The organism is Lysinibacillus sp. GW821-FHT14F06 (assembly GCF_058803665.1).
The window spans coordinates 37,457-60,774 of record NZ_JBXAPF010000024.1 but is presented as its reverse complement, the minus strand read 5'-3'; the positions used below and the strand labels follow the sequence as shown (position 1 = coordinate 60,774).

The 23,318-nt window shown below is 35.6% G+C and carries 21 protein-coding genes and 1 pseudogene; 4 read left to right on the top strand and 18 right to left on the bottom strand.

Annotated features, from left to right (window positions below):
• Both AC1RNS_RS18825 and AC1RNS_RS18820 read right to left on the bottom strand, forming a co-directional pair.
• Positions 1 to 2,369: InlB B-repeat-containing protein (locus AC1RNS_RS18825; RefSeq protein WP_492994875.1), on the bottom strand; the 2,369-nt coding region annotated here is incomplete at its 3' end.
• A 459-nt stretch (positions 2,370 to 2,828) separates the two neighbouring features.
• Entirely contained in the window at positions 2,829 to 3,380 is a 552-nt protein-coding gene (locus AC1RNS_RS18820; protein ID WP_492994874.1) for a pyridoxamine 5'-phosphate oxidase family protein, read from the bottom strand.
• 408 nt (positions 3,381 to 3,788) lie between these two features.
• Between AC1RNS_RS18820 and AC1RNS_RS18815 the strand changes: the two genes are divergently transcribed.
• Positions 3,789 to 4,781 (top strand): hypothetical protein, encoded by a 993-nt coding sequence (locus tag AC1RNS_RS18815; protein WP_492994873.1) that lies wholly within the window; start codon positions 3,789 to 3,791, stop codon positions 4,779 to 4,781.
• An 87-nt stretch (positions 4,782 to 4,868) separates the two neighbouring features.
• On the opposite strand, the gene AC1RNS_RS18810 is transcribed toward AC1RNS_RS18815, so the two are convergent.
• Both AC1RNS_RS18810 and AC1RNS_RS18805 read right to left on the bottom strand, forming a co-directional pair.
• Positions 4,869 to 5,666 carry a cytochrome c oxidase assembly protein gene (locus tag AC1RNS_RS18810; protein ID WP_492994871.1) on the bottom strand — a complete coding sequence of 266 codons (798 nt, stop codon included), beginning with the start codon at positions 5,664 to 5,666 and terminating at the stop codon, positions 4,869 to 4,871.
• An 11-nt stretch (positions 5,667 to 5,677) separates the two neighbouring features.
• Positions 5,678 to 6,151, bottom strand: a complete 474-nt coding sequence (locus tag AC1RNS_RS18805) for a DUF2243 domain-containing protein (protein ID WP_492994889.1) — start codon at positions 6,149 to 6,151, stop codon at positions 5,678 to 5,680.
• Positions 6,152 to 6,943: 792 nt separating this feature from the next.
• Here AC1RNS_RS18805 and AC1RNS_RS18800 point away from each other — a divergent pair.
• Positions 6,944 to 8,590: an alkaline phosphatase gene (locus tag AC1RNS_RS18800; RefSeq protein ID WP_492994869.1), complete on the top strand. Its 1,647-nt coding sequence runs from the start codon at positions 6,944 to 6,946 to the stop codon at positions 8,588 to 8,590.
• A gap of 108 nt (positions 8,591 to 8,698) precedes the next feature.
• Here the strand turns inward: AC1RNS_RS18800 and AC1RNS_RS18795 are convergent.
• Positions 8,699 to 10,125 (bottom strand): annotated as a pseudogene (locus AC1RNS_RS18795) (amino acid permease).
• A 275-nt stretch (positions 10,126 to 10,400) separates the two neighbouring features.
• Positions 10,401 to 11,306 (bottom strand): arginase, encoded by a 906-nt coding sequence (rocF, locus tag AC1RNS_RS18790; protein WP_492994868.1) that lies wholly within the window; start codon positions 11,304 to 11,306, stop codon positions 10,401 to 10,403.
• Between the two features lie 537 nt (positions 11,307 to 11,843).
• Here rocF and AC1RNS_RS18785 point away from each other — a divergent pair.
• Positions 11,844 to 12,464 (top strand): hypothetical protein, encoded by a 621-nt coding sequence (locus tag AC1RNS_RS18785; protein ID WP_492994866.1) that lies wholly within the window; start codon positions 11,844 to 11,846, stop codon positions 12,462 to 12,464.
• A gap of 253 nt (positions 12,465 to 12,717) precedes the next feature.
• Here AC1RNS_RS18785 and AC1RNS_RS18780 read toward each other — a convergent pair whose 3' ends face one another.
• Complete coding sequence (locus AC1RNS_RS18780; RefSeq protein WP_492994865.1) at positions 12,718 to 12,867, bottom strand: hypothetical protein; 150 nt, start codon at positions 12,865 to 12,867, stop codon at positions 12,718 to 12,720.
• Between the two features lie 463 nt (positions 12,868 to 13,330).
• Here AC1RNS_RS18780 and AC1RNS_RS18775 point away from each other — a divergent pair, with 463 nt between their 5' ends.
• Entirely contained in the window at positions 13,331 to 13,780 is a 450-nt protein-coding gene (locus AC1RNS_RS18775; RefSeq protein ID WP_492994864.1) for a MarR family winged helix-turn-helix transcriptional regulator, read from the top strand.
• Between the two features lie 361 nt (positions 13,781 to 14,141).
• On the opposite strand, the gene AC1RNS_RS18770 is transcribed toward AC1RNS_RS18775, so the two are convergent.
• The 11 genes from AC1RNS_RS18770 to AC1RNS_RS18720 all read right to left on the bottom strand — a co-directional run bounded on the left by AC1RNS_RS18770 (position 14,142) and on the right by AC1RNS_RS18720 (position 23,252).
• On the bottom strand, positions 14,142 to 14,576 hold the full coding sequence (locus AC1RNS_RS18770; RefSeq protein ID WP_492994863.1) for a membrane lipoprotein lipid attachment site-containing protein: 435 nt from the start codon (positions 14,574 to 14,576) through the stop codon (positions 14,142 to 14,144).
• Between the two features lie 95 nt (positions 14,577 to 14,671).
• Positions 14,672 to 14,854 (bottom strand): hypothetical protein, encoded by a 183-nt coding sequence (locus AC1RNS_RS18765; protein WP_492994861.1) that lies wholly within the window; start codon positions 14,852 to 14,854, stop codon positions 14,672 to 14,674.
• A 617-nt stretch (positions 14,855 to 15,471) separates the two neighbouring features.
• A complete protein-coding gene (locus tag AC1RNS_RS18760; RefSeq protein ID WP_492994860.1) occupies positions 15,472 to 16,413 on the bottom strand; it encodes an ABC transporter substrate-binding protein in 942 nt (313 codons plus the stop codon).
• 118 nt (positions 16,414 to 16,531) lie between these two features.
• Positions 16,532 to 16,678: a hypothetical protein gene (locus tag AC1RNS_RS18755; protein ID WP_492994858.1), complete on the bottom strand. Its 147-nt coding sequence runs from the start codon at positions 16,676 to 16,678 to the stop codon at positions 16,532 to 16,534.
• A 41-nt stretch (positions 16,679 to 16,719) separates the two neighbouring features.
• On the bottom strand, positions 16,720 to 18,129 hold the full coding sequence (locus AC1RNS_RS18750) for a helix-turn-helix domain-containing protein (RefSeq protein WP_492994857.1): 1,410 nt from the start codon (positions 18,127 to 18,129) through the stop codon (positions 16,720 to 16,722).
• 210 nt (positions 18,130 to 18,339) lie between these two features.
• Positions 18,340 to 19,062 (bottom strand): SDR family NAD(P)-dependent oxidoreductase, encoded by a 723-nt coding sequence (locus AC1RNS_RS18745; protein WP_492994855.1) that lies wholly within the window; start codon positions 19,060 to 19,062, stop codon positions 18,340 to 18,342.
• A 555-nt stretch (positions 19,063 to 19,617) separates the two neighbouring features.
• Complete coding sequence (locus tag AC1RNS_RS18740; protein ID WP_492994854.1) at positions 19,618 to 20,163, bottom strand: type II toxin-antitoxin system HicB family antitoxin; 546 nt, start codon at positions 20,161 to 20,163, stop codon at positions 19,618 to 19,620.
• 451 nt (positions 20,164 to 20,614) lie between these two features.
• A complete protein-coding gene (locus AC1RNS_RS18735) occupies positions 20,615 to 20,998 on the bottom strand; it encodes a VOC family protein (protein WP_492994888.1) in 384 nt (127 codons plus the stop codon).
• Positions 20,999 to 21,093: 95 nt separating this feature from the next.
• On the bottom strand, positions 21,094 to 21,372 hold the full coding sequence (locus AC1RNS_RS18730) for an ArsR/SmtB family transcription factor (RefSeq protein ID WP_492994887.1): 279 nt from the start codon (positions 21,370 to 21,372) through the stop codon (positions 21,094 to 21,096).
• A 127-nt stretch (positions 21,373 to 21,499) separates the two neighbouring features.
• Complete coding sequence (locus tag AC1RNS_RS18725) at positions 21,500 to 22,402, bottom strand: DMT family transporter (RefSeq protein WP_492994852.1); 903 nt, start codon at positions 22,400 to 22,402, stop codon at positions 21,500 to 21,502.
• A gap of 25 nt (positions 22,403 to 22,427) precedes the next feature.
• Positions 22,428 to 23,252 carry a helix-turn-helix domain-containing protein gene (locus AC1RNS_RS18720; RefSeq protein ID WP_492994850.1) on the bottom strand — a complete coding sequence of 275 codons (825 nt, stop codon included), beginning with the start codon at positions 23,250 to 23,252 and terminating at the stop codon, positions 22,428 to 22,430.
• Positions 23,253 to 23,318: the final 66 nt, after the last annotated feature.

The following is a 23,318-nucleotide window of genomic DNA, read 5'->3' as shown; positions in this document are numbered from 1 at the left end:
GCACTTTCCTTAAACCAGCCTACAAATGTATACCCTGCCTTACTTGGTGCTGTTGGCTTTGTCACTTTTTCATTATAGTTTACAGAGTCGGACGCTACAGCTGAACCTCCGTTTGTGTTAAACGTTACGCCATAACTATTCACTGTCCATTTAGCATAGAGCGTTGTATCCGCTGTGATTACATCTGTCGCAAAGTCCCACTCGGTTGCAAGGGCACTTTCCTTAAACCAGCCTACAAATGTATACCCTGCCTTACTTGGTGCTGTTGGCTTTGTCACTTTTTCATTATAGATTACTGAGTCTGACGCTACAGCTGAACCACCGTTTGTGTTAAACGTCACGCTATAACTATTCACTGTCCATTTGGCATAGAGCGTTGTATCAGCTGTGATTACATCTGTTGCAAAGTCCCACTTTGTTGTCAATCCAGCATTCTTATACCAATCTACAAACGTATATCCTGTTTTGATTGGTTCTGTGGGTGCAATCAATTTATCTGCATGAGTAATGGAAAGGTCTGCTATGGAATTACCACCATTTGTGTCAAATCCAACGGTATATTGTTTAGGAATAAGTGTAACGGCTGTGCTTGTTAACTGTGCTAACCCTGGCGCATCAAAAGCCAACTGCGCTCCTGTCACTTTAGCTGCATTCATGGCACCTAAATTAGAAAAGCTGATGATTCCAGCATTTGCTGTAGCCGTTAGGGTCCCAGTCAATGTCCATGCTCCAACATCTTTCTTGGTCACTGTAACGACCTTTGTATTGTCGTTAACACTTACGTTTCCGTAGCCATCATAAAGGGTCAATACAGGCTGTTGCCCAAATGCCCCTCCATTAACGGATGGAGGAATAATATCTGTTGTCAACTTCATCACTGTTGCATTTCCTGCTATTGGCGTAATTATTAGCGAATTTGTTGTAGCAATGTCAACACCTGATACTGCTATTTCAATTGTTTGAGCCGACGCTGCATTCAGTTTTAAGCTTGATGTTGCTTCACCATTTGTGAAATTTAGCGCAACTATCTCACTCATTGAAGTCAATATTTGACCATTAAAGCTACCTATGAACCCATTCGGAGCCTGTTTATAGCCGCTAATTGTCACGTTTTTTATACCATTAAATGTAGTGTCTTTATCACCTAATGCATTCTTGACAGATAGCGTGATGCTATTATCCATACCGACTATTGGTGTTGATGTTGCTACTGTAGCAGTAACCGATTGGGCTGTTTTAGGATTAAATTGTACACTGGCTGTTGCAGTTATTGGATTACCTCCAACACTTGCACTAATTGTCGCCGTACCTACTGTTATTGGGGCAGTTAAGGTTGCTGTATAGGTACCATTATTATTATCGGTTACATCCCCAACTGTTCCTAGTGTTGAGGAAATAGCTACTGCTGCTCCACCTGCCTTGATCTCGTTGTTCTGAGCATCCTTCAATTTGACGGTAATTGTTGCCTGACTTATACCATCTGCTAAAAGAGAACCATTGCTTACTCCGACTGTACTCTTTTCTGTTGACGGTGAACCTGGAACGAATTGCACGCTGGCTGTCCCTGCTATCGCTTTACCGCCAACAGTTCCACTAATTGTACCAGTGCTGGTAGTTGTCGAGGCAGTTAAAGTTGCTGTATAGGTGCCATTATTATTATCTGTGACAGCACTAACTGTCCCCTGTGTAGATGAAATAGTGACCGACTCTCCACCAGTTGTTATATCAGTCCCCTGAGCATCTTTTAACTTTACTGTCACTGTTGTTTGACTTATTCCATCTGCTATAAGACTAGGACTACTTACTGTTATTTGACTTTCTGCTGGAGATAGTGAATAATCTGGAATCATGTACGTTCTAAATGAAAAATCATAGTCACTTGAAGCAGACCCTCTTGGATAGGGATTACCTGACTTGCCATACCAGCCAAAGCCATTAATTCCACCGTTTTCAGTAGAAATTATCATTCGATAACTCACATTCTTTTTCAGATAGGGTTTATTGTTACTGAAATCACTAGATATCCACCCGCTATTGATATCAGGTCTTGTTACTGAAGCCATAGGTACCGACATATTTTGTTCGTCGTAAATTTCTATTTTAAGGGCTCCAGGTGAACCTCTATAATCGAATACATGAATGTCAATCTGACTAAGATACCCCGAATATGCAGGCATAAATGACTGACTTCTTGGAAGTTCGGCATTAACCCAAATATTACCACTTTGTAGCGGTTGTTCCTGATCTACGATAGCTGTACCCACTGGATCCGCAGCTTTAACACTTTCACTACCAGGTGGTATTAATAAACAAATCGCAAATAATAAAATAATTAAGCCCCATTGCTGAAATTTCTTCAAATATTTCATCACAATCCTTCATTCTTCAGTATTTGATTTCTTGTTAAAGTATTAAAGTAAAGCTCCCTTCCTATAGAACTCTTGGATTAACTTGTTTCTAGAACCATCCTCACCTGTTATTAATTTTTTCTTATCGTTGAACTTTTTATTTTCAACTGAAAAAACTATACACGATAAAGTTTAAAATTAGGTTAAATTTTTAAAATTTTTATGTAATGATTTATGAAAAGAAACTTTAAGAAAGGAAGGTTCCACTTTGAAAAGCGCAATTATTACTAATACTTGGTTATAATTAGAATGCTTTAACTAAAAAATATTCTTTCCACAAAAAAACACCTCCATGTTGCTTTGTAGGGCATTACCCTATTTTTCAACGAAAGGCATTTTTGTCTTATTATTTAAGTTCAGTACAACAGAAAGTTACTAAGTTTAGTAATTTTATAGTCTTCTTTATATATTTTACAATAATTACCTCAAATCCTGTGTAACGAATCTTCCTGGATAAAATTTTAATTGTTCAGTTAACAGATTTTCCTTTGCGGTCAAATTTAGTGGTTTTATTTTAAAAATAACTGTTTTACTGCCTAAGGATGATTGGTATTTATCAATATGAGTTTTCGATAAAGGCGCTTTATAATAATCTGGTACATATTTATCCAGCATACTTTGCATGGCAGCAGTTGCTTCATCTAAATCAGTGACAAATTCTACTTTACCCTTTGCAATAACACTCATGTAGGCTGTATCCGTTTCGGCAGGCGTTGGGTCTACCATAGTGCCATAGTTTTCACTAATTGTAATACATGCATTTGTATTGCTATTTATAATGTTTATTTTCCTTCCTTCATTTGCTCCATGAAAATAAAAAATCCCATCCTTACATACAAAATTTAATGGAATAACATATGGCATGTTATTATCAACTAGCCCAAGAAAGGCAGTTTGAGCACTTACTAAAAAATTTTTGATTTTTCTTTCATCTGTACAGGCTCTATTTGACATTCGAATTGCTGGTTTCATTAGTATTTCATCTCCTTAAAAGTAGTCTATAATAAGACTTTTTTTATAAAAAGGGACAGTTTTATGAAAACTAATGGGTACAAACTGAGACTTCCATGTTGGGTTAGATAAAGGATGCCTGAATATTTATCCATAGATACCATAAGCCAATCCATTTAATCATTAATAGTATATTTCATATTCATATAATAATTTTAAATATTATTATGTACTTGTTGCACATCGCCAACCCTTATTTTCTTCTCCATCTGCTTTTATGGTTTAAGCTATTAAAATAAAAATAAGGTATTTTTTTGTATAAATGTTAACATTCCTCAGTATTTAACATCTATTGGGATTGTTAGGATATATATAACTCGAGTGTTTAGCTATAGCAAAACTATTAATAAATTGGAGGAGATTTTTTCTATGCAAACTACAATTGATATCGATCTTAAATTAAAACAGGGGTTCCGTTCTTTGTTTCCAGATTATGCGACAAAACTAGAGAAGGCTACATCACAGGAGGAAATTAATCAACTCCAAGCAACATTCATTGAAGAAAGAAAGCTGGAGTTAGCTAAGGTTTTAGGGAAGGATATCTTGGAGCTGAATGCCAGCGATTATACAGCACCATTTCCTTTGAAAAAAGAGACGTATGAGATTCTTGTTAATGCTACTGGAGATACGATAAAAAAGCAGCTTCATGTCATTATTGATGGTCTTGAGCGATTAAAAGGAATGGAAAATGATGAGGCGGGCCTTGTAACTGCACAAATGCTTCTTTCTGGTGTACTAGGGATTGGGTTATTATCAACATCAACAGTTGTAGCAAAATTGGCTGTAGGTGCGGTAGAAGCTGTTGCTGCATTAGCTGGTGTCACGGCTGCAACAGTAGGAATAGTTGTTGCGGTAGTAGCCCTTGTTATTGTATCTATCCTAATTCCAATTATCTACTTCATGGAAAAACCTGCAAATGCAATTGTATTGTTAATAAATGAATTAGACAAGCCACTCGTATTTGAACAAGACCATAATGTGCGTGGTGTACCAGCACTTATGACAGAAACGATACCAGAAGGCATTGAAATTCCTGGGATAGCGAAATATCCTGTTGGTGGATTAATAGCATCCCAAAAAGCAGACAAATCCTTGTATGGAACACAATACGGTTTTACGATGCGATATGGCAGTACAGATACTAAATTATCTTTTGGTGTAGAATGTCCTTTAACATCTCTTTATCATGATAATAATTGTTATTGTGCTATAGGTGAAAGTGCCAAAAAAGCCGCAGAAACTACTACAAAGAAAAATAAGCAATTCTGGGAAACTGAAAAAGATGGCATCAAATTAAGTATCCGTTGTAACTCAGGTAGTGGCTCCATTGCCTATTATGTAGCACGCGCATATAAAGCATAGCATGCAGAAGTATCCCTAACAAATTCTCTAGAACAGAGCAGTTGTTAGGGATCTTTTTAATATCTAATCATAAGACACAGGAAAGAGTTAGCTAGATGATATGACCTTTGTAGATAAAGAACCTCTTGTTTTTTTAAACCATTGGTAAAATAGTAAATAAACGAGTCCAATTTCAATTGCATCTCCACCATAATACATTATCATTGCTCCAAGTTCTGCCTGTTCGGAAGATACATGATTAGGAGGATGAGCATAAATATATTTGGATAATATTGAATGAGCTGTTAATGCTACTAATAAAACGATTGAACGGAAGATATAAGATTGCTGATGAGCAGTTGGATCGATATAGATAAAAGCAATGGTAAATAAATAACCAGCTAGAAAAATATGAATGTGGATCAAAATAAATAAAATTGAGCTTTCATGCATCATGTTAAAGAGCGGTGTAGTATAGAGCAACCATAGACCACCTATATTTAAAATAGTTGCTATGATTGGATTACGGACAAAACTAAAGTAAGAGTTTCGTAATATACGGGAAATAAGACGAGCCGTTTTCACTGGAATTGTTCTTAAGAGTAGAGTCATTGGAGCTGCTAGAGCGATTAAAAGTGGTGCTAGCATTCCAAGCAATAAGTGACCAACCATATGCGCTGAAAAATTTATGTGTGTAAGCTCTGCGAATGGACCAATTAAAGTGATAATGGCGCATAAATGCCCTAGTATCCAACTCATTGTGCGAAAATGAGACCAATTTTTTTTATGCTGATTTGAATAAAAAACAGCAACAATGTAGGAGACAAGAGAAATGAGAAATGGTAAAACTAATATCAGCTGAACGAGAATGGAGAAATTTTGGATATGAGATTCATGAGAATGCAAATTTAAACCTCCTAGCTCTTTTGATGATTGGTTTGTATTAGTAAAACTATACCAATAATGATTAGAATTGCTGCAAGTACATTCCAAACTATATCATAGGGAAGAATTTCGACATTGTAACGGATTTGATGCAGTCTCATGAACTTGTGTTGAATGATGCCATCATATAGTTGAAACACCCCTGCACCAAGAAAAATACCACCAAGCCATCTTTTCAACCAAAAACCATGTTTACGATGAAGGTCAGCGAGTAAAAATGCAGCTCCGATTGTTGCGAAAAAGCTAAAGGCATGGAATAAACCATCTGAAACTAATCCAATATTAGCTGTAGATTTATCATAGAAATGGTGCCAATGCAATAATTGATGAAAGACTACCTCATCTATAAATGCTACTACACCTAAACCAAATAATAAGCCCGTCCACAAATTTTGTTGTCCGTATTGATAACGGTTTTCATGTTTATGTTTTTTTCCTTCGTACATATTAGATATGGCCAAATTTTCCACCTCAAATTACATTTCTAATAGTTTAACCATACGATAAGATTTTAAACAATTACAGGAATTTTTTCATAAAATAACCTCTATCAAACTACATCCAAATATTATTACAAGATTTAGCAGGAGCATTATAATAACTTGTTAAGCTGTATCACTTAATGACCATTGGATTAATTCCCTTATCTATTAAATTGTATCGTTTACCCTCTTAATTGTTTGCTTTTAAAACACCTCCAGCTTCCGTTTCAATTATAAGAATTCAGTCCCGTTCTGTTCCCTTAGGCTTCAGTTTAATGCAATTGGTCAATCAGCAATTTTAAACTTCAAATCCTTCCCCTAGAAGTAGAGAAATTTATAAAATTTCGAGCATCCTATATCCTCACTAATAATTGAATTAAAAGTATAAATTAGACGCTTATTAAAACGATGGACGCACATTTCCACCCTTATGACAGTGGTCCTCTTTGGAATGATTAAGAATCAGGAAGAAATATCGATTTATTTTAAACGCTTCCCTTCTGAAATAACTTATATTCTTTACTTATGGACTTTTTCTTTTTTTAAAATAGATAAAATAGCGTCGGATAATCTGTTTTTTCTGAACCAGTCTGATCTGCTATTCTTAATCCTTTTATATATCTATTTCGCCTATCAAATCCATCCTTTCAAGGTTATAAGTTAACAATATTACCATAATTTATTAACATCTATTTAATTAAGACTTTACAACCTTCCTTTAAACTTACCATTGAACTCATCTAAAGGAGGAAAATCATGAAATATTCTAAAAAATGGACTTCTTTGTTTTTAGCAAGTGCTCTTACTTTATCAACAGTTAGTATCGCTACACCACAGGTACAGGCAGAAGAAGTAAAAAAACCAACAAATGTTATTATGCTTGTGATGGATGGTAGCAGTAATAATGCTATTACACTTTCGCGTTGGTATAAGGGAGAAAGCTTGGCAATGGATGAAATTTTAACAGGTGCCATGCGTACGTACTCTGCTGAGTCAGCTATCACAGATTCCGCTCCTGCAGCAACAGCTTTAGCAACTGGACATAAGTCGAATGATAAATTTATTGGTGTATTGCCATCTGTTGTTAATTCACCAGGATTGGAGCAAGTTGCTAAAGAGGACGCATTTAGACCAGTTGCGAATGTTTTGGAAGGCGCAAAACAGCAAGGCAAGGCCACAGGATTAATTTCTACCTCTGAAATCCAGCACGCTACACCAGCAGGCTTTTCAGCTCATGTTAATAATAGAAGCCAATATGGTGATATCGCTGAACAGCAAGTCTATCAAAATATTGATGTTGTTTTAGGTGGTGGCTTAGAATCTTTATCACCTGGAACAACCAAAAATGCGCGTAAAGATGGTGAGGATTTATTGAACGTCCTCAAGGAAAAAAATTATACTCTTGTCAAAACGCGAGAAGAACTACTAAACAGTCAAGCATCAAAAATTTGGGGTAGCTTTGCGCCAAGTGCCCTTGCTTACGATTTTGATCGTGCCAAAACAAGAGCATCTGAACCAACGCTTGCTGAAATGACAGAAAAAGCGATTAATACGCTGAAAAAGGATGAGGATGGCTTCTTCTTATTTGTGGAAGGAAGTAAGGTGGACTGGGCAGCTCATGCTAACGATACTATTGGGATCATTAGTGATATTTTATCGTTTGATGATGCGGTGAAAGAAGCAATCGATTTTGCAAAAGAAGATGGAAATACATTAGTGGTTGCCGTAACAGACCACGGCAATAGCGGTATTACAATGGGGAATATCAACACAACAAGTACTTATTCAAGCATTCCTGTATCAGCCTACATCGATCCATTGAAGAAAGCTACAATGACGATTGAAGGTGCGCTAGGGCAATTAAAAGAAGATCAATCAAACTTAATAGAAGTTGCTGCACTTTATGGTCTGGATAATCTAACAGAAGAAGAACTTACTACACTAAAATCTGCTAAAGATCTAGGCAGCGAAATGGTCAAAATGCTTGCAAATCGTGCCAATATTGGCTATACAACTGGTGGACATACTGGTGAGGATGTATTCTTATACTCCTTCGGCCCCTCTAAAATAACTGGTCTTGTAGAAAATACAGATTTAGCACATGCAATGGCAAAGTTTATGGGCTTTGAGTTAGATAAGCTAACAGACGAATTATATATACCTGCAACAAAAGTGTTTACTGAAAAAGGCTTCACAACAAAAATTGATGTGGCAGATAAAGAAAATCCTACGTTTATTGCCCAAAAAGCTGATGTTACCATTACAATTCCAGTAAACAAAAATAGTATAGTGTATAAAGACGCTTCAATGAATACGTCTAAAACATATACATTTGATACAATCAATGTTTATAACGGTACTGAATTTTATGTTTCTAAAAAGGTTTTAGATACAATAAAATAAATTGAATATGACATCATAAGCTAGATGGTGAGCTTATGATGTCTTTTTTTACTTATGGGTGACTGCTACATTGTTGTTATCTCATGAGATTCATTGTCTCCATTTTGCTTATAGATACATTTTTTGTTCTAATTTTAACTGTACTTCTTGTTGGTTTATTTTTAAATTTGTAACTTTCTTTACTTTTAGATAATAAACAATATAACAGCCGATAAAGAATGCTCCTCCACAATATAGAGCTAATCGTTGAGATGGATCAAATGCTAAGCTTGCCATGACAATACAGTTTGCTGCTAAACCTAAAATTGGGACGAGTGGATAAAGTGGGGCTTTGAATTTTAAATCCTCCACTTTCCCACCTTGACGTATATAGGATCTTCTAAAAGCAATTTGGGAAGCCGTAATGGCAATCCAACCAATTTGTGCGCCTAAGCCTGCTAGGGAAAGAAGCCATACAAATACTGTTTTTGCAGCGAATACGCTTGATAGCAATGACAAACCAGCCACAGCAAGTGTAATCAGTAATGCATTCATAGGAATCCCTCTTTTATTCACCTTTCCTAAAATGGGACTTGCCATCTTTTCAACAGAAAGGGAGAATAGCATACGTGTTGCTGCATAAAGTCCAGAGTTAGCAACAGATAATAATGCTGTTAGAATAACAAAATTCATGATATCTGCTGCATATGGAATTCCGATACTATCTAGCACAACACAAAGGGACTTTCAACAACACCTGCTTTTTCCATAGGTATCATACCTGCCAGTATAACGACAGATAATACGAAGAAGAAAAGTGTCCGCCAAACTGTTTGTTTAATCGATTTAGGGATTGTCTTTTCAGGATTTTCACTCTCCCCCGCAGCAATACCAATTAATTCAGTACCTTGGAATGAAAAATTCACAGTAATCATGGTAATAAGCAAGGCTGATAGCCCATTTGGAAAAAGCCCTCCCTCATAAAAATGAGAAAGAAATGGTGCATCTGTTCCATCTTTCATATCGATTAGACCAAACATAGCTGCCCCACCAACCACAAGGAACATTATGATTGCCAATATTTTAATGCTTGAGAAGACAAATTCTGCTTCACCGAACGCTTTTGCTGATAAACCATTCAATACAAAGAGCAGTGCTGCAAATAGTAGGCACCACATCCATACTGGTGATTCAGGAAACCACCTTTGCATAAGTTGTCCAGCCCCTAAAAATTCGAGAGCAACAGTTACTGCCCAACCTAACCAGTACAGCCAACCGACAGCAAAACCAGTAGCAGGGCCAATAAATTTCGTCGTGTATGTCTGGAATGATCCTGATACTGGCATAGCGACAGATAATTCGCCTAAACATAGCATTGTTAAGTACATGACTAACCCACCTACTAAATAAGCGAGAATGGCACCAGTTGGTCCAGCTTGATTAATTGTGTAGCCGGATCCAAGAAAGAAGCCAGTTCCAATGCATCCTCCAAGTGAGATCATAAATAAGTGTCTTGCTTTCATACTTCTTTTTAACTCATATTGTTCTGCTGCCATAAAAAACTCCTTACGCAAGTTATCTTGTAAGCACTTTCTTTTTTAAGTGCATTAAGATAACTATTAGAAATTTTAATAATTGAATATCCATTTAATATATTATATAAACTGTCAATATTCTGACAAAATAAATGCTAGTGATTAGCTAGAGCAATTGCCTTTTCTATTGTAAACTTAATCTAGGGAGAGCTACCTTCTTACATTTGGTTGTGGCGACCTAATATTTTAAGAAAAGTTCTTCCTTTATAAGGTAATTTATTGCCCTTATCCATGACTTAAAGTAATGTATCGCCAAATAAAGAGCTGATTAAAGCTACAGCAGCGATAGCCGTCTTATTATATTTGTCCAATACTGGGTTTGTCTCTACAAACTCTGCTGAGGTAATGATATTTGCCTCTGATAGCATTTCCATAGCAAGATGGCTTTCACGATAACTAATACCACCTGCAACTGGAGTTCCAACACCTGGTGCATCGTTTGGATCAAGTCCATCTAAATCTAGAGATAAATGGACACCGTCTGTACGTTCCTTTAAATATTCAATCGTTTCTGACATAACGGTTGTCATACCTAATCGATCGATCTCATGCATAGTATATACTTTTATACCTTGTTCTTTAATAAGCTGCTTTTCTCCTGGATCTAAATCACGAGCACCAATAATCACGACATTTTCAGGCTTTACTTTTGGACCATAGCCTCCAATATTAGTGAGTGCAGGATGACCAAGACCTAAGCTTACAGCCAAAGACATTCCATGTATATTGCCCGAAGGAGAGGTTTCACCTGTGTTTAGATCGCCATGTGCATCATACCAAATGACACCTAAATTCTCATAATGTTTTGAGACACCCGCTAATGTTCCAATAGCAATACTATGATCTCCTCCTAAAACTAACGGAAAGCGATTTGAGGAAATAACATGATCTACTTTTTGACCTAGCTTGTCATTAGCATCTGCTACAGTTTTTAAATTTTTTAAGTTAGTCGTTATTTCTGTTTCTTCACTTTCATTTACTATTTTGATATTTAAATCACCTTCGTCATAAATCGAATAGCCAAGGTCCTCAAGTCGGTCTGTTAACCCAGCATATCTAATAGCACTTGGCCCCATATCAACCCCTCTTCTAGTTTGACCAAAATCCATAGGCACCCCAATAATTGTAACTTCTTTGTTCATGATGTTTTCTCCTCTCGATTAATTACTTTCACAGTATAAAGAAAATGAAAAATTGACTCAACCCAACATTTTTTTAAATTTTTATACAGTTTGGATTATTAAAAACATAGATTCTTTCTTGTATAAATAAATGCATAAACACTATTTGAATGCATAATGATACGTTATTTTCCAATTTCGCTTGATTTTTTGTCAGAAATTTCAAAAGAAAAAATAAATACTATTCTATTTTTATAATTTTTTTAATAGAAAATTAACTGCCGCCATAAAAAAATATCCAAATATCGTACTTACACCCAAATGCAAGAAAAGAATAACCAGTTGTTACTAAGTTGACAACTGGTTGGATGAATAACTATATCCTCTATAATCGCTATTCCTTTGAATTTCTAATCCAGGTCAGAGTACTAATTTAAGTAGTTTTTACCACTATCCCACTTGCACAATATACTTTCCATAAAATCATATAAATTTCCCCTTTCCAATATAATACTAATCTATAACAAATGATTTCTTATAAAAGAAGGGTGATGTTAAGTGACGATTATCACAAAGCCATCCATCGGTTTAACGCAATTTACCGATTTTACGATGAAGGGAAGTGCTGCCAAGACAAAGTTTGTGAAAGACATTAAGTATCAGGGGGACTATCATCCGATTAAAGATTATTGGAGAGCATTACGCGAAGGCTTAAAAAAATATCATGAAAATCGTTATAATGATTCCTATTTACTTACAATCATAGACAATGCCATCCCTGTACGTCAGAAGAATTACCAGGAAGCTATAAAAGCCTATTTAAAATTTTTAAAAAATAAAAATGTGCAGTGGTTTGAGCCCGGTAAGTCCAATTGGTATTGTGATGATTTAACTGTACGTTCTAACCCTGAACTCGGTTTAATCATCGATGATATCCCCTATCTAATTAAGCTGTATTTCAAAGGGAAAAATGAACGCATCGATAAACATAAATGCCGATCTGCCTTGACTCTCCTAAAAGATTCTCACTATTTGATAGAACATCCTGAATCGATTAAACATGCTATCTTGAATGTTCAAAAAGGCCGTTTGATTATAGATGATGAATCAACAGAATATCATCAAATTGCCCTCGAATCCGATGCAGCGCAATTTATGTTTATTTGGAATAGACTATAAACCTAATTATCCAATCAATTTTGCTCTCCATAATTGCGTCTGGAATCGGCTTTGTGCTTAGGCCTGCGTGATGCAGGTCAGTTAGCCGTTATCACCTGGATGTGGGTGCGATGATTTTAGGCTAACATCCTTTATTAACTCCTTTTCGATTACGTGACATCCGCCAGAGACTTTGGGCCAACAGATGTTTTTTGTGCGAAAGCGTAGTGCTAACGCAGCAGCAGCAACATGATGTTGGTCACTCAGTCGTGTTTTATTGTTGTTGTTGTTGTTGCTGTCGCTTCGCTTTCGCACAGATAAAACCGTGTTGCTGTCGCTTCGCTTTCGCACAGATAAAACCGTGTTGCTGTCGCTTCGCTTTCGCACAGATTAAAACCGTGTTGCTGTCGCTTCGCTTTCGCACAGATTAACCCGTGTTGCTGTCGCTTCGCTTTCGCACAGATTAAACCGTGTTGCTGTCGCTTCGCTTTCGCACAGATAAATTGCCACAGGACGTGGCGTTCTTAGACTGAGTTCCTCTATTTCAGTGGGTGTTTGGACACCCGCTGAAAAGAACTTAAATTCGCATTCATCTCACCACCTATATAGATGGGAGACTTCTGTATCTGCCGCTATGCTTACGCGCATAAAACATCTGTCGCTATGCTTTCGATACAAAAAACATTTGCTGGAAGAAGTTAAACAATGTGGATTTGGTATTTTTAATCTATCAAATCCACATAATGTCTGTTTAAAAAAGTAATAAATGCTCTGTCACCTACACGTTTCCATATATCCAACATGAAATAAATCATTGACAATGGCTATATTGTTAAGCAAACTTTACTTAACTAATGACCAATAAATAAATTAAGGATGATACAACTATGCATGATTATTTAATACTTATAGACAAAATCAATCAAAGATTTGAGCAGTTTAAATTGTTAGTTATCAAAGAAACCAAAGAGGTTGAGGAATTAGAGAACTTTCACTTAACTCCTCAGCAAGAAATTATTATGTTTTATATCATTCGGAATGAGCCAGTAATTGCAAATAATATTGCAAATCATTTTGATATTTCTAAAAGTGCGGTTAGCCAAGTTATTTCAAAGCTGGAAGAAATGAAAATGATAGTTCGTCAGGAGAATTCACTAAACCGTAGAGAGACTTTCATTTCTCTTGGGAATAGAGGTCAAGAATTTCATCAACTTCTAAAAAAAATTGACGACATTCTCGTAGAAAAGTATTATTCGAAGGTAAGTTTAATTGAGTTAAAAAATGTTCTTGATACATTAGATAAAATTGTTGGAACAAATAACAGCAAAGAGAGTTAAGCTATGGAAAAAAATTAAAGCAACTCACTCATCGCATATATTTACCATCTGATCCTGAAACAGATCGACCAATACTGTCTGCCATATTCGTGATACAGCAAACTTTAATTATAGATGCAGGAAATTCTGATAAGCATGCTAAGTTATTTCTCGATGCACTAGATCAATATCAAACAACAATTACCACTCTGTCGTATTAACACATTGGCATTAGGTTCATAGCTTTGGAACAAATGAAATGAATTTATTAACATTAGCACAGGAAATGACAAAAAGGTCTTGGAAATAATAGATTATGATTGGCCAAACGAAGCTTTGCACTGTTCATTTTTCTTACGCTTGTTTAATTGAGGGTCCTTAATTATTTAATATTAACATCAAAAACAAATGATTCCTTTCCTTTATTCCATATGGCATTAAGTTCATAAATATAATACCCCTCTTTAGATGGCATGGTTATTTTTTCATCTTTAATTTCAACATTTTCAATTGTGCCATCTTCATTCATTTTAGTTGCCGTAATGGAGATTGGACTCTTATCAATGTTAAATTTTAATATACCTCCTTTTTCGACTTCTAATGTTTCGAAGTTATCGGCTATTTCGCTAATATCAGGAGAACGTTTAAGTCTTACTTCAACATCATCCTCTTTCCATTCATATTTACTCGGTAACATATTATAATGCTCCCCATCAAAAATAACTTGGCCTTCTGGTTGTTTATGAATACCAGCTGGTAATACATTGCATCCAGTCAAAATAAGTACTATTACTATTGGTAAAACTATTTTTTTCATTTGACCACTCTCCTTTTTTACTGAATTCTTTTGATTTATTTAAGTCATGCTACGTTAATACTGCAAATAGTCGCATCATTTCTCAATAAAACAATCTAGAATTCTTTAATAAATGCATCCAGTATAAGTACTAAAATGGCTAATAAAACACAAATATTTACAAAGACTATAGCAAATTTATTGTCATCTTTATTTTCTTTCTGCTGCTGTTTAATCTTTCTATATAAAACTTGAATCTTTTTTTGCATCTGTTTTCTATCCTGTTTTTTTAGGCTCAATCATTTTTCCTCCTTTTCCCTTAAGATTATAGGAAAACAATATTTAAAATTCTTTATTGAATTAAATTTTGTGATTAGCTTAAGTACAAATCAATCAATTATGCCTCGGCATAATTGCGTTCGGGATCGGCTTTGGGCTTAGGCCTACGTGATGCAGGTCAGTTAGCCGTTATCGCATGGATGCGATGATTTTAGGCTAACAAAGTAGTTAAATCGATATTAGCATAAATATCCAATAAAAAAATAGAGAACTATCCTTGAAAAAGTTAAAATAATTTTTCGTCTCAATAAGTACATATATTCCTAATCAAAACGACATAACGTAAATTGGATATGGCACAGAATAAACATCTAACAGGAAATATATTTTCTTCTTCATCATGTGAAGAAGAAATTTCGAAAAAAGAAGGTAAAGATAATAGCATGTTGATCAACTTGGAGTACAAAATAAAAACTCCTCTCGTGGTTTGTCTGAACAACAATTACGATACGGAGTTTTCGTTTTTCTTCTATAGCAAAATGTGAAATTATTGAATTAATAGAAAATCAACCATGAGTTATGGTGAAAAGTTCTAAAGCCTTCCCCATTTCCGGCTCTGTTTTATTAAAAATCATGATTACTGTGTATCACTCAGCATTTTTACAACTTCCTTGATTTGAAGCTCTAATGATATTGGATCATTGCCCCAGAATAAATCTGGGTCAAGCTTGTATACACGTTTATTTTTCACAGCTTCAAGAGAGTTCCAAAGCCCCTCTTTCTCTCCCCATACTTCAGATATCAAATCGCCCTGATCAATAAAAATATAGTCGCCAGCATATTCAGGAATGACCTCATATGAAATTTGTCTATAGGCTTCTTTCCCTATCATTTCTTGTTGCTGTTTCACTGGTGGCTTCAATTGAAGGTGTTTATAAATGGCTTCACCACCCCTGTAGCCCCCGTCACCATAAATATAGAATCCTTTATCCACGACAAATACGCCCATTAGTGCAAAGGTTTCTTCTGGTTTAATAATATCTGCAAGCTCTTTCCTCGCTGTCTCAGCTGTCTTATCTAACTTATCTATCCACTGCTCAGCTTCATCTTCCTTGTCCAGAGCCTTGCCTAAATAACGCATCGTTTCATAAATATCTTTTGTAGAGCCGTAAGGGATAGAGAGGGTTGGGGCTATCTTCTCGTACTGCTGAATAATAGTTTCATCATTCACCCAAGTTACGATTAAATCTGGCTTCAACTCCACTATTGTCTCAAGCGACCTCTCTCCCGTAGTGGCAATTCCGTCAATCTGGTCTTTAATGACTTTGTTCTCCAAATCCCATTGTGTTGAACCAATCGGCTTCACACCAAGCACAAGCAGCTCAGGCAAATATCCGTCCGTTACAATTCTTTCAGGCTTGATTGGAATTTCAACATCCCCACGTTTTGTTTTGACTATTTTGGTCGTTGCATCGGGCTCCACTGATGACTTAGTGGTGTCGTTGGAATTACCACAAGCTGTGAGTATGATTATCAGGGTAAGAAACAATATAGTTTTTAAAATCTTATGTAAGTACAAGATAGAACCTCCTAATTTGATAATGATTATCATTCGCGATGATATGTTCATTATAAGGACAGTCTTGTACAAGGACAACGCATATAAATTGGATATTTCATAGGGAAAATTGTTGGAATTAGTTTTGAGTAGTTAACAATTTTACCATTAAGGCGAGTTGTAGCTCTAATGACAGCCCATCATCAAACCAAAATTCATTCAGCTTAAGTAAATGCAGTTGGCAGCCTTGTTCATATACAATACGCTGCCAAACAGAGCGCTCCATCAGCTTGGTCCTGAAAGTCTCGGTATCGTCGCTTGGAACAATCACGAACATGTGAGTTGCTGCATAGAGAGGCAATCCTGCTCTTTCACCTTACGATGAAGACCCGTTTGGAGTACCTCCTGTTGAATTCGCTCAGGTGCACTCAAACCAAGTAGCTGATACAAGGTGTAAACGGAGCGTACGGAAAGATAAGGAATCAGCCATAAGTTATCGTAGCTTAACTCGAATATGCCTGCTGTAGTTCCTGGTGCTAGAAATGGTGTAATGACTTGTCTTGCTTCTAGGGCTGACTGCTGCAAGTTGGCTATCCAATTCTCAGCTTCTTGGGTTCGTCCAAGTAGTTTGCCAAGCAGCCGTACCTCCTCAAGCTTATCCAGCTTTCCCCATGGAATGGTCAGAACTGGAGCAATTTGTTCTAGCTCTTTAAGCTCGTTTGGATAGTTATATAAATAAGTAGGTGCAATAATTAAATCTGGTGCTAGCTGTCGTAACACTTCGACTTGGTTATCAGAGTCAACTTCTACAATGTTAGGTAATCGTTTGCGTAATAGTTGCGATGATTGAAGCAACTCACGCGTAGTAGCAAGGGGTTGAATGCCCAATGCCAGTAATGCACCAACAAACTGTACTCCGACTATACGGTTTGTATGCTTTCTACCACGAAAGCTGCTAGGCGAAAGATGAACGTACTTGCTAAAAGTTTTTCCCAAATACGAGCCGTCTGCAAAGCCTGTCCTATACGCAATATCCTGTAATTTATCATTCGTTCCGAGAAGCATTAGCTTTGCTTGATCAATTCGAATTTGATTCACATATTCAGCAAAGCTCCAGCCTGTTTCCTTCTTAAACAGTGAGGAAAAATAGCTTTCGTTAAAACCAGTCATCTGAGCCATAAAAGAGCGTGTTAACGGTGCTTCAAAATGTTGTTGGATATAAGTAACTGCCTGTTGTATAGCTTTATCGTTCGTTAGAAAGAAGCTATCTACTTGCTTTCTTTCAAAAATGGTATCAAGCAACTCGTGCAGGAGCAAGTGAAGCTTGGGTCCAGCCTCCATTTTCTGAATCTGACGAAACTGCTCTACCAAATTGTATAACAGTCCTTCAGCATAGCGAGGAAACTCCATTATCTGTCCATGTTCAGGAAGATGTGCCATATCAGCCACATACAACAGTGTATCTTTTTCCCGTTTAGCCAATCGATAGCTATTGAATGAAATACTGTATACAGAGGCAAATACTTCATTGTCACTTGGTAGCATAGTAACATGCTGCTCTGGATGAAGAAGGAATATAAATTGCCCTCTCCCTATTTGCCAGGTGCGATTGACAGTTTGAATAATTATTGGTTGGGTAGGAACAATGATAGCAGGAAATGGGCCAGTCAGCGTGACAGGGCTAATTGTTCCTTCATCTGCTAGTAATCTTGTATCCAATAACTCGTATGTCAACATATCTATTTCTCCTCCCAATTTTTTACACAACAATCTCCCGATCACATCGGTTAACTTGAGGAAATTTGTATTGTGTGCATCAATATTTAAACTGTCAGACTATATTCTTATTGGAACCGAATAATTTTCTAACTGGTTCATATTATAGCAGACGAGAAGAGAGCAAATAAATTCTACCAACCACCGCTTCCTGACCAACATAAACAACAATCAAGCATTTAAATCTGTTATAGCAGGGATATTAATCTCCTTTACACATGAAACAGGTGATAAACTTATCACACATTGGACAATGGATACAATATCTTGAACAGGAATACGAGTACCTTCATACAAAAGAATGGCCTTTTCTGCACCTTCTTCATATGGTATTTCTGCAGCAAGTTCTCCTGGATTAATGCATGTTACGGAGATCCTATCTTTTCTTACATGTTCACGTAGCGCATTTGTTATTCCCCGTAAGCCAAATTTAGATGCGACAAACGAAACTTGTGCATTATTCGTATGATCTAAACCTGCCGTTGAACCAATTAAAATTATTTTCCCATTTTTCGCCTGTCTTAAGTTAGGTAATAGTGCTTGGATATAGGTAATAGTGGAAGTTAGATTAATATTGATTAGGTTTGAAATATCTGCTACTTCATCCTTATCAAATGTATAGTCATCCTCAAAACCACGCTTTTCCCATACCCCAACATTATAAATTAATACATCGATGGCAATCCCTTGTAACGTTTCTTTTAAAATAGTAATTTGTTGTTGACTAGATAAATCAATTGAGAGCCACTTACGATTTACTCCATCATTTAGATCTAAACTATTTGGTCTTGTACGTGACACCATCCATACCGTATCACCCTTTATAGGTAAACCCTTTACAAACGCATCCCCTAGTCCTTGACTTGCTCCAAAAATAATAAAATTCTTACTCATGCTATCAACCTTTCTTAATAACTGTAATTATAAATTATTAGAATAAAATTACCTTAAATAGAGAATATCTGATACCAGTTACTCTCTTAATTGTTATTATATTAATAAATTAACTTTTTAACCTCAATCCATTGTCTGAAATTAACTTTCATCAGATTGAACTAGTAAGAAGTTTCAAGTATACTTTTGAATGATAATAATAATCATTTTTACTCAAATTGTCTGCTTAAAAACTGCATGAAAAAATATACTGATGAGCCAGCTGCATGATTCAAACACTACTGTCATATTTCCTTCTTCTCTGATGATTATTATCAACAAAATTAATTATCAATGATTTCTTTTTCTCTATCTGTAGCGGGAGATTCTTCTTTTATAGAAGGAGCAAAAATTAAGAAAACAACGAAACATGGCAGGAGATGAGAATGAATAATTAACTATTTTTATCAAAAAACAAACAACAAAAAAAACGATTGCATATTTGACAATCGCTTCTTACTCATCAATTTACTAAATAGGTATTTTCTATCTTTATATTGAGTTCATTTAACCATTCTAAATTTCTTTTACTTTAATTACAAAACTATCAAATGCTTCTTCCGCCTCAACACGACGTTGTGCTTTACAAATTTCAGGGTATGTAGGACAAAGTCTTAACAACTTCTCTTTTTTGATTTTAATAGGTAAATCACCATCAACCTTTACATCCCAAAATCCTCGTTTATTCTTATATGCAACGGCTCGAAATTCACTTTGCTCATCTCTTTTAAAATAGATATGCCAATGACGTCCAGGTAAATGATCCTCAATTTCCTTCGCATAATCACTATAAGATGTTTTTATAAAAACCAGTTCCATCTCTTCTGTTACAAGATTAGCAGGAATGGGCGCCTGACTTGGTAAATCTTCATTATCATATAGAACACCCGCTAATAAATATGCTAAAGCCTTCTTTGCTTTTTGAATAGCTTCCTCTTTCGTTGAGCCTGAGCTTAAGCAAACCTCCCACCCATAATCCGGAAGTAATGTTGGAAAATGAACTCCGAAACTTAATTCCTCTTGTCTTATAAACGCTGGATAAACCACATTTTCAAATGCCATATCAGCTTTACCTCCCATACATATTGATAAAAATTCAAATGTAAACTTATTTACTTAAACTATAATTGGCTTTGCACTTGAATTTTGTGCGGCTGTACTTCCAAATCTAAATTAATTTCCGTTTCCCATTCAGTTGTCCAAGAAACTAAAAACATCCTCCTATTAGTAATCCAAGCATTTCTTGCACCTCCATAATTTATATAAATTTGAACGCATTCTTTAATTCTCTCTCCCTCTATTACTACATCAAAATAATTATTAACATCATTATTAACCGTAGCCTTGGAATAAAATTTGATTACATCCCCATGATAAATGAATAAATAGAAAAAGCGTGTTTTGAAATTTGATCAAACACGCTTTTATTTCAAATTAATCATCCCAATTGTAAAATGTTAAAATTTAGACCTGTATAACCTCATCGTAAAAATTGGTTAAGATTAACATAAAGTTACTGCTGTATAATCTGAATAAGGTTGCCACATGTATCATCAAAGACAGCTATTGTGATTTCACCCATTTTTGTCGGTTTCATAGTAAACCTTACGTCTTTTTCTACTAATCGTTCATACTCTTTGTCAATATCTGCAACACCAAACATTGTTACTGGAATACCATCTGCAAATAGCTTCTCTTGATACTCTTTCGCAGCAGGGTGCTCATTAGGTTCGAGTAGAAGCTCAATACTATCTTCCTCATCAGGAGAAACAATCGTTATCCATCTATATGCTCCGCTAGGAACGTCATGCTTTTTTACAAAGCCTAGCGTTTTTGTATAAAATTCTAATGCTTTGTCCTGATCTTGGACGAATATACTAGTAATAATGATTTTCAACATATTTTGTCCTCCTTACTATTAACGCTATATAGTTCACTTCTAACAATCTGGCTACAAATTGCAAAACTCATACATCGTCATTAGTAATAACGTTAATCTATCCATTCTTTCAGCAAATTTCTTAGTGGTTCTTTGTTAAACGTAAGTACTCGATATTTCCCCTTTCGTTCCGAAATTACAAGGCCTGCTTCTTCCAATGTATTAAGATGTTTAGCAATCGCCTGACGTGAAATGGTAAGGTTATATTTCATAACAAGACGTGCCGTAAGTTCATACAGCGTCAGCTCATTGCGTTCGGAAAGTTCATCTAATATAATTCGTCGAGTCGAGTCGCTAAGTGCTTTGAATATACTATCTTTGTCCCAATCCATATGTCGATTATAGGTAACCCTACAGTTGCTTGTCAAATATATACAACTGTAGGGTTTCCTAAAAGTTTGCCCTAACCTTCTTTAAATTCAAAGCTATATAAAATTTCTTGCAATCCATCGGTAGTTACTAATCACCATGTTTGTTTTGCAAAAATTTACTCTCTGAAATAAATAATCCTACTAAAGTAAGTATAATTCCAGTCACAGCGAACACTGTAATTCTTTCATGTAGTACAAGTACTGAAGTAATAACGGTGATTACAGGAACCATATAAATATAAACACTGGTTTTAATTGCACCCAATATTTTTACTGCAGAATTCCACGTCACAAAACAAAGTGCAGATGCTCCTACCCCTAAAAATAGAATATTCAATAGGTTAGTTGGCTGCATCAGTTGATTTATATTTGGTTTATATCCAACAATAAATAATGCAGGTACCATAAAAATCAACCCATAGAAAAAAATTCTTCGTGTTGTTTGAATCGTATTATAGTGAAACTCACTGATTTTCTTTGTCAGTATAGAATAGGCAGCCCATACAGCCGCAGCTAATACAGCTAGTATATCTCCCAATGGATTTAATTTTAAGTTGCTACTTCCGTTGAAGCTAATAAAGAAAATTCCAACGAGTGCAACAGCAAAACCTATAAAAAACTGTAATCTTAATTTCTCGCCATCCAAAAATAAATGTGCAAGGAATGCAGTAAAAAATGGTGCTATCGCAATAATGACACCTACATTGGATGCAAAGGTATAGGTTAGTGCTATATTTTCGAGTAAATAATATAGTGTAACACCACATAAACCAGCACCTGCAAAATATAGCTCCTGTTTTTTTTCTTTCACTCTAAACCAGTGAGGATAAACAAGGAGCAGAACAAGGAAACCAATTATAAATCTCAAAAATAAGATTTCAATAGGTGAAATTGCATCTAATAAGATCTTAGTTGATATGAAGGTTGTACCCCAAATAAAAATAGTGACTACTGCTAAAAAATGTCCATGAATCTCTTTTTTTGTATCCATAAAAATCCTCTCTATGTAATTAAGATCAGTTTCGTGCATCCTTGAAAATATTCATATATTGTTTAGGAGTAAGCCCTATAAACTTCTTGAAAAAGTTAGAAAAATGGCTTTGGTCAGTAAACCCTGTTTTAAATGCCACGTCGATTGGTAATACTCCATGTTCTAGCATTTTTTTTGCCTTTTCAATTCGTATAGTTTCCAAATAGCTATATGGGGAGATACCCATTTGCTTTGTAAAAGATCGAAGTAAATAGTATTTACTCAATCCTGTTAGATTACATAGATCTTCTAGTGCAATATTATCCATATAATGTTTTTCTAAAAATTCACAGATTGCTGTTATTTTTGTGTTTTGCTCTGAAATACTTGTTGATATTCCCTGCTCCGTATATTCTTCAATTAATTGTTCTAAAAGAAAATAAAAAACTTCCTCTTTTCTCAAGCAAACTTCTTCCTGCATAAGCATCTGATGTAGATCCCGGAGTACAACTACCAATTCATTATGAAAAAGTACTTGGGGCGTAAAATAAGGCAGTTGTTCTTTTCCCGTAACTGCAAAGACAGCCCTTCTCATAATTTCTGGTTGGATATTTATACAGCGATAATCCAATGTCTTACCATCAATTTGCTCGCAAGCATGATTGTCACGGGGATTAAATAACAACAAATCTCCTGGTTCAATAATATATTCCTTAGATTTGCAGGATAAAAGTCGTTTACCATTTTCTATAAACCCAATCACATAATATTCATGGAAATGATTAGGGAATTTTTGCATAATCCCCTTAAAATGATAGGCTTCAACCTTTAATTGTGCATCATATTTTACTATTCTTATTTCCTGCTTCATATGTTTTGCCTCCTTTCCTGATTACCTGCAGCTCAGTATAGCAAAAACTGAGATCACGTTCTTGTA

Coding starts and splice junctions, on each gene's coding strand:
- AC1RNS_RS18755 (WP_492994858.1), bottom strand. CDS start 16,678: ATGGAGCGCTCTGTTTGGCAGCGTATTGTATATGAACAAGGCTGCCAA.
- AC1RNS_RS18730 (WP_492994887.1), bottom strand. CDS start 21,372: ATGGATTGGGACAAAGATAGTATATTCAAAGCACTTAGCGACTCGACT.
- AC1RNS_RS18775 (WP_492994864.1), top strand. CDS start 13,331: ATGCATGATTATTTAATACTTATAGACAAAATCAATCAAAGATTTGAG.
- AC1RNS_RS18805 (WP_492994889.1), bottom strand. CDS start 6,151: ATGTACGAAGGAAAAAAACATAAACATGAAAACCGTTATCAATACGGA.
- AC1RNS_RS18725 (WP_492994852.1), bottom strand. CDS start 22,402: ATGGATACAAAAAAAGAGATTCATGGACATTTTTTAGCAGTAGTCACT.
- AC1RNS_RS18815 (WP_492994873.1), top strand. CDS start 3,789: ATGCAAACTACAATTGATATCGATCTTAAATTAAAACAGGGGTTCCGT.
- AC1RNS_RS18800 (WP_492994869.1), top strand. CDS start 6,944: ATGAAATATTCTAAAAAATGGACTTCTTTGTTTTTAGCAAGTGCTCTT.
- AC1RNS_RS18740 (WP_492994854.1), bottom strand. CDS start 20,163: ATGGCATTTGAAAATGTGGTTTATCCAGCGTTTATAAGACAAGAGGAA.
- AC1RNS_RS18720 (WP_492994850.1), bottom strand. CDS start 23,252: ATGAAGCAGGAAATAAGAATAGTAAAATATGATGCACAATTAAAGGTT.
- rocF (WP_492994868.1), bottom strand. CDS start 11,306: ATGAACAAAGAAGTTACAATTATTGGGGTGCCTATGGATTTTGGTCAA.
- AC1RNS_RS18745 (WP_492994855.1), bottom strand. CDS start 19,062: ATGAGTAAGAATTTTATTATTTTTGGAGCAAGTCAAGGACTAGGGGAT.
- AC1RNS_RS18750 (WP_492994857.1), bottom strand. CDS start 18,129: ATGTTGACATACGAGTTATTGGATACAAGATTACTAGCAGATGAAGGA.
- AC1RNS_RS18770 (WP_492994863.1), bottom strand. CDS start 14,576: ATGAAAAAAATAGTTTTACCAATAGTAATAGTACTTATTTTGACTGGA.
- AC1RNS_RS18820 (WP_492994874.1), bottom strand. CDS start 3,380: ATGAAACCAGCAATTCGAATGTCAAATAGAGCCTGTACAGATGAAAGA.